The 6756-nt window shown below is 51.2% G+C and carries 4 protein-coding genes and 1 tRNA gene; 4 read left to right on the forward strand and 1 reads right to left on the reverse strand.

The genetic code is table 11. The features are described 5' to 3' along the window. Window positions 1-212: 212 nt before the first annotated feature. Entirely contained in the window at window positions 213-3854 is a 3642-nt protein-coding gene (recB, locus tag HMPREF2907_RS08320; protein WP_070682055.1) for an exodeoxyribonuclease V subunit beta, read from the forward strand. A 524-nt stretch (window positions 3855-4378) separates the two neighbouring features. Here recB and HMPREF2907_RS08325 read toward each other — a convergent pair. Beyond that, window positions 4379-4454: transfer RNA gene (locus HMPREF2907_RS08325), tRNA-Glu, on the reverse strand. Between the two features lie 155 nt (window positions 4455-4609). Between HMPREF2907_RS08325 and HMPREF2907_RS08330 the strand changes: the two genes are divergently transcribed. The 3 genes from HMPREF2907_RS08330 to dcd all read left to right on the forward strand — a co-directional run bounded on the left by HMPREF2907_RS08330 (window position 4610) and on the right by dcd (window position 6627). Further along, a complete protein-coding gene (locus tag HMPREF2907_RS08330) occupies window positions 4610-5509 on the forward strand; it encodes a recombination-associated protein RdgC (protein WP_070682058.1) in 900 nt (299 codons plus the stop codon). A 63-nt stretch (window positions 5510-5572) separates the two neighbouring features. Further along, window positions 5573-5989 carry an MORN repeat-containing protein gene (locus HMPREF2907_RS08335; protein WP_070682060.1) on the forward strand — a complete coding sequence of 139 codons (417 nt, stop codon included), beginning with the start codon at window positions 5573-5575 and terminating at the stop codon, window positions 5987-5989. Window positions 5990-6060: 71 nt separating this feature from the next. After that, window positions 6061-6627 carry a dCTP deaminase gene (gene dcd / locus HMPREF2907_RS08340; protein WP_003741335.1) on the forward strand — a complete coding sequence of 189 codons (567 nt, stop codon included), beginning with the start codon at window positions 6061-6063 and terminating at the stop codon, window positions 6625-6627. Window positions 6628-6756 lie beyond the last annotated feature (129 nt).

Consider the following 6756-nt stretch of genomic DNA (forward strand, 5'->3'; position numbering starts at 1 on the left):
TACTGGTTTAAAGTTAATCCACTATAAAATTACCTGATGATAAGACAGAACAATATTGTCCGTCTCGGCAAGTCGGACAACAAATCCAACAACGCTTCGGCAATAGCGAAAAATATAGCCGATTTAAACGGTGAAGATTGGGAACCAATCTAAAGCGCAAGAGCAAAATTATCTCTGTATCCTGTTATTCCTTAACTCATTCTCCTTTTACCATGCCTGCCAACGCCCCCATTCCAGCCTTCGATCCTTTAAGCATCCCCATAGCAGGTACCAATCTGATTGAAGCTTCTGCCGGCACGGGCAAAACCTACGGCATTGCGGCTTTGTTCACGCGTTTGGTCGTGCTTGAGCAGATGCCTGTCGAAAGCATTTTGACCGTTACTTTTACCAAGGCGGCAACGGCGGAATTGAAAACCCGTTTGCGCGCACGTTTGGACGAAGTATTGCAGGCTTTGGAGAGCGTAGAGGATACGGACAATCTTTCAGACGACCTTGAAGCATATTGCCGAGACAATCATCCGGGTGATGTGTTTCTGACCGGCTTGCTCAAACAGGCGTTGGCTCAAGAAAGTAGGGCGCGGCTGATTGTCCGCCTCAAAGCCGCCATCGGACAATTCGACAACGCCGCGATTTATACCATTCACGGCTTCTGCCAACGCATTTTGCGCGATTATGCATTTTTGTGCCATGCGCCTATGGATGTCGAGTTGACTGAAGACAACCGCGACCGCCTGCTGATTCCCGCTCAAGATTTTTGGCGCGACCGCATCGTCAACCATCCCGTTTTGGCGAAGCTGGTATTTCAACGCCGCCAAACGCCGCAAACCATGCTGGCGGCAATACAAAAGTTCGTCAGCCGTCCGTATTTGGTTTTCAGACGACCCGAAGCAGACTTAGTCGCCGCGCAGGAAAACTTTCGGAAAACATGGGAAAAAGTGCGTTCCAAACTGGATGCTTTGGAAGAAACATTCTGGCGCATCCGTCCGATATTAGATGGCAACTCATATCGTGAGAAAACATTCAAAACCGTCTTTCTCGAACTCCACTCCGCCGCCCAATCCGATGCCCTTCCTTCTTTTAGCAAAACAACGGCAGAAAAGCTGCCTATGTTTGCCATAGAAGTTTTAGCGTCCAAAGTCAAAAAAGGCAATACTCCCGATACTGCCGCCTTTGCCGATTTGCAGATATTGGCGAATCTCGGCGCAGATTCAGCTGCCATCGTGCAAGCCGAAGAAGAGACGCTTACCCTGCTCCACCTCGACCTGCTCGACCATCTTAATGCCAGTCTGAGCGAGCAGAAAAAATCCAAACGCGAACGCGGTTTCGACGATTTGCTGCTTGACGTTTACGACGCATTGACCGACAACCCGCAGGCCGATTCACTGGCTCAGGCGGTGGCGCAAAACTGGCGCATCGCTTTGATTGACGAATTTCAAGACACCGATCCGCTGCAATACGAAATCTTCCGAAAAATCTTCATCAGCCAAAACAAGCCTTTATTCTTAGTCGGAGACCCGAAACAAGCCATTTACAGCTTTCGCGGCGCCGACATTTACGCCTATCTGCAAGCCGCAGCCGACGCGCAACACAGCTACACGCTGGCGACCAATTACCGCAGCCATGCCAAGCTGATTAACGGCATAGGCGCATTGTTCCGCTGCAAAAACCGTCCTTTCGTCTTGGACGGCATAGACTATACCGAAGTCGGCGCCGCACGTTCCGAAAGCCGGCTTTCGCCGCCCCGCACCGCCATACAGATACGCTGGCTCAACGGCAAAGACGACGAAGTGCTCAACAAAGACATCTTGCGCCGCCGTGCCTCCGAATATTGCGCCGACGAAATCGCCCACACGCTCAACGAAGCTGCCGAAGGTCGTCTGAAATTCAAAAACAGACCGGTCGTTTCAGGCGATATTGCCGTCTTGGTCAGGACGTTTAACGAAGGCGTGATGATAGCAAAAGCGCTGAAAACGCGCGGCATACAAAGCGTTTTACTCTCAAGGGAATCGGTTTTCACCACGCCGGAAGCCCTCGCCCTTGCCGCGCTGTTGGATTATTGGCTCAATCCCGGACAAATCGGCTCGCTGCGCTTCGTCTTATCCGGCACATTGTTCGGCTACGACGCGCAAGCCTTGTATCAACTCAACCGCAACGAAGCTGAATTATTAAACTGGATAAACACTGCCGCTGAATCCGTTGCCATTTGGCGGAAAAGCGGGATTTATGCCGCGCTGCAACACTTCTCCTCGTTGCACGGCATCGAAACCGGTCTGCTTGCACGCGGCGACGAGCGCGGCCTCACCAATTTCCATCAGCTTTTAGAGTGCCTCTCCGAAGAAGAAGGACAAAGCCTCAGCCCCGCCGCCCTACATCAATGGCTCAACAACCAAATCAGCCTGGCGCAAGACCGATCTGTCGGAGAATCAGGACTGTTACGGCTTGAAAGCGATGAAGCACTGGTCAAAATCGTTACCATGCATGCCTCCAAAGGTTTGCAATATCCTTTGGTCTATTGCCCTTTCGTTTGGGACGCGAAAGACATGAAGCCCGCCGATTGGCAAATCCTCCACACCGCCGACCACACCACGGAACTGCTTGCCAAATCGCAACTCAACGATGAAGACCGCATCCACCTTGCCGATGAAGAAATGGCAGAACGCCTGCGCCTGCTTTACGTCGCGCTGACCCGTGCCGAAGAGCAGCTCGTCCTTTATGCCGCCCATTGCGGCGATACCGCCGATTCCCCTTTTGCCTACCTGCTCGAAGGCAGCGCCGACAGCAATCGGGCGGATACCCGCCGGGCCTATGACCAAGAACGCAAAGCAAACAAAGCCCTAGGCGAGCTGCAAATGCTGAAAAACAACTGGCTGCGCTTCCTCAAAAATCCTCCCGAACATACCGACTTCAGCTTTTCCGAAGACGCGCCGCAACCCGCTGCCGCGCAAAACCGCCATCTTTCAGACGACCTCTATCAAGCCGCCGTTATCCCTGCCCGCGGATTTCAGTTCATCCGACATACCAGCTTTACCGGCCTCAGCCGCCAAGTCAAAACCCGAGACGACGAGCGCGAAGAATTACAACCCGCACTCGACCCCGCAGAAACCGCCACCGAAACAGAAAGGTCGTCTGAAACCGCCCTCCCCGTTTCAGACGACCCCCCAAACACCGACATCCACCATTTCCCGCGCGGCGCCAATGCCGGCGTCTGCCTGCATGAAATGTTGGAAAAATTCGACTTTGCCCAAAGCGCCGAAAACCAAAGCAACCTGATAGCCGAAACCTTGACCCGCTACGGCTTCGACCTACTCTGGACAGATGCCGTCAAACAAATGCTCGACACCTGCCGCAAAACGCGCCTTGCTGCACAAAGCCTGTCTGAAATCCCGCCCGAGCGTCGCCTTCCGGAAATGGGGTTCACCCTCTACACCGAAGATTTCAAACTCCATGACCTGCGCCGCTGGTTTGCCCGCGAAAACAGTTCACTGCCGCCGGAATGTATCGAAGCCTCAGAAAGATTGGATTTCCAAGATGTACAAGGTTTTCTCAATGGCTTCATCGACATGGTCTGCCAAGATTCAGACGACCTCGTATGCATCATCGACTACAAATCCAACCATCTGGGCGACAACGCCGAAGCCTATACGCAACAAGCCATGAACGACGCCGTAGCAGACCACCACTACTACCTGCAAGCGCTCATCTACGCCATCGCCGTAGCCCGCTATTTCAAACTGCGCGGCAAGCCGTTACCCAAAATCGCCATCCGATACCTCTTCCTGCGCGGATTGGACGGCACGGACAACGGCATCTGGCAATGGGACTTGGATACCGAATCCTTGGCGCAATGGCTGTAAATGGAATGAAAAAGGTTGTCTGAAAATACACACATCAGTGTTTTCAGACGACCTGCGAATTTGACGCATGAAAATGTGTTAAAAAATTTCAATTGACTAAAATCTTTCTGATATTGAGAAAAAGTAGAAGGAATTAGGGAGGTTTTCCATTTTAAAAATTGTATTGAGCATAAAATTTTAATAACTCATGTTATTGCAAAAGTTTCAATATGTTTGAAGAAAAACGGGTCATTAGGTATTAAGATATTCCAAGTCCCAGTCAAATCATATGATTTGGTTAGAAAGATAAAGAAGATTTCTAAAAAATTTTAAAGAGTTTGAATTTTTTATATAGTTTATTCACTAGTGAACAATATGATATTGCTGATGATATTACGGAAGATAAATTTTAGCGATTTATCTAAATATGAAAAATAATGCCCCGCTAAAATGGCTGTATGAAAAAAGCCAACATCCAATCTCATCCATTCGCAAAAGCAAAAAATAAACCCTTACTGTTCTCCAGTAAGGGTTTATTGAAAATCTGGCACGCCCACGGGGATTCGAACCCCGGTTGCCGCCGTGAAAGGGCAGTGTCCTAGGCCTCTAGACGATGGGCGCGTAACCGAGTTGCGAACTATACATAAGCGTTAAAACGCTGTCAACGGGTCAGGCGTTTTTTATGGTCAAACTGGTTTCAGACGACCCTTCTGCGCCTTATCTTTGTATCGGCTTTGCCTGTATAATGCCGCTTTTAATGAAAAGGAAAACAAACCATGTGGTTCAAGCAGATCAGTTTTTATCCGCTCAACAAAGAAAAGCTGCCCGAAGCGGACGTACTTGCCGACAAACTTGCGGAGGCTGAATTTACCCGCTGCCAAGGTTTGGACTGGTCCAGCGAAGGCTTTGCCGCACCGGTTCCGTTCTCTCCCGAACTCGTTTTCCCTGCCGATTTTACTTTGCGCGTCGCCCTGAAAAAAGAAGAAAAAGTCCTGCCTGCCGGCGTCATCCGCGATATTTTGGAAGAAAAGGTTGCGGAAATTCAAAACAATGAAGCCCGCAATGTCGGTCGCAAGGAAAAACAAGAGCTTAAAGAGCAAATTACAGACGACCTGCTGCCCCGCGCATTTACCCGCAGCAGCCGCACTGAAGCGGTGTTCAACACCCGCCACGGCTATCTGCTCGTCAACAATGCGGCTTCCGCCAAAGCGGAAAACATCCTGACCAAACTGCGCGAAGCCTTGGGCGGTTTGGAAGCCTCGCTGCCGAATACCAAGCAATCGCCCTCTTCCCTAATGACCGAATGGCTTTTGCAAGGGCATTGCGAAGGCGGTTTTGAATTGGATAGCGATTGCGAACTCAAAGGCGTGGGCGATGTTGTTCCCGTTGTCAAAGTGTCCAAACAAGATTTGACCGCCGATGAAGTGGTCCAACACGTCAAAAACGGCAAAACCGTAACCCAGCTCGGCTTGGTGTGGCGCGAGCAAATCGCCTTCATCCTCACGCAAGACTTCACGCTCAAGCGCATCCAATACCTCGACGTATTGCAGGAAGAAGCCGAAAGCAACGGCGACGATGCTGCCAGCCTTGCCTTCGCTTCGCAAATCCTGATGGCGGAATCCATCAGCACCATGTTGGAAGAGCTGGTTTCCTATTTGGACGGCTGGCAAGACTAATTTTTCAGACGACCTTTGCACGATAGAAGGTCGTCTGAAACCTAAATCCAATGGACAACCTTTATGTTTAAACACCTCGCATTCCTGCCGCTTGCCATTATGCTTGCCCTCCCCGCCTCGGCCGCCGTCCTGACTTCCTATCAGGAGCCGGGCTGCACCTACGACGGCGATGTCGGCAAAGACGGCAAACCCGCCGGCAAAGGCACATGGCGCTGCCAAGACGGACGCAGCTACACCGGCGCGTTTAAAAACGGCAAATTCGACGGTCAAGGCGTTTACACCGTCTCCGTCAACCGCGAAACCTTCATCGAGCCGTTCAATTCCAACAGCACCAAGTTCCGTAACATGGTACTGTCAGGCACGTTCAAAAAAGGCCTGGCACACGGCAAATTCACCGCCTCGCAAAACGGCGAAACCGTCTTCATCATGAAATGCGAAAACGGCATCATTAAAGAAGTGAAACTGCCCAAAACCAAATAACCCCGTCCCGCATTTTCAGACGACCTTCCCGCAGACGTCGTCTGAAAACCGCAAGAAACAAGGAAAACATTATGAGCATCAAGTCCGACAAATGGATACGCCGCATGAGCGAAGAGTTCGGCATGATCGACCCCTTCGAGCCGAACCAAATCAAAGAAGCCAACGGACAGCGCATCATCTCCTACGGCACGTCCAGCTACGGCTACGACATCCGCTGCGCCAACGAATTTAAAATTTTCACCAACATCAACAGCACCATCGTCGATCCCAAAAACTTCGACCCGAAAAACTTCGTCACCGTCGAAGACGATTGCTGCATCATCCCGCCCAATTCCTTCGCACTGGCGCGCACGGTCGAATACTTCCGCATCCCGCGCAACGTCCTGACCGTCTGCTTGGGCAAATCCACCTACGCCCGCTGCGGCATCATCGTCAACGTCACCCCGTTCGAGCCGGAATGGGAAGGCTACGTGACCCTCGAGTTTTCCAACACCACCCCCCTGCCCGCCAAAATCTATGCCGGCGAAGGCGTGGCGCAAGTCCTCTTCTTCGAGAGCGACGAAATCTGCGAAACTTCCTACAAAGACCGCAACGGCAAATACATGGGACAAACCGGCGTTACCCTGCCGAAAACCTGATGATTGGATAAGCCGGCAAAATATAGAGCGTTTCATTTTGCCGAACATAAAATGCAGGCACGATACAGGAAGGTCGTCTGAAACTTTGAACTACTCCCCAAATCTTGGACACCCGATAAAAGCCTATTC

The sequence above is a fragment of the Neisseria sp. HMSC055H02 genome (genome assembly GCF_001813335.1).
GTDB lineage: Bacteria > Pseudomonadota > Gammaproteobacteria > Burkholderiales > Neisseriaceae > Neisseria > Neisseria sicca_C.

Coding starts and splice junctions, on each gene's coding strand:
- recB (WP_070682055.1), top strand. CDS start 213: ATGCCTGCCAACGCCCCCATTCCAGCCTTCGATCCTTTAAGCATCCCC.
- HMPREF2907_RS08330 (WP_070682058.1), top strand. CDS start 4,610: ATGTGGTTCAAGCAGATCAGTTTTTATCCGCTCAACAAAGAAAAGCTG.
- HMPREF2907_RS08335 (WP_070682060.1), top strand. CDS start 5,573: ATGTTTAAACACCTCGCATTCCTGCCGCTTGCCATTATGCTTGCCCTC.
- dcd (WP_003741335.1), top strand. CDS start 6,061: ATGAGCATCAAGTCCGACAAATGGATACGCCGCATGAGCGAAGAGTTC.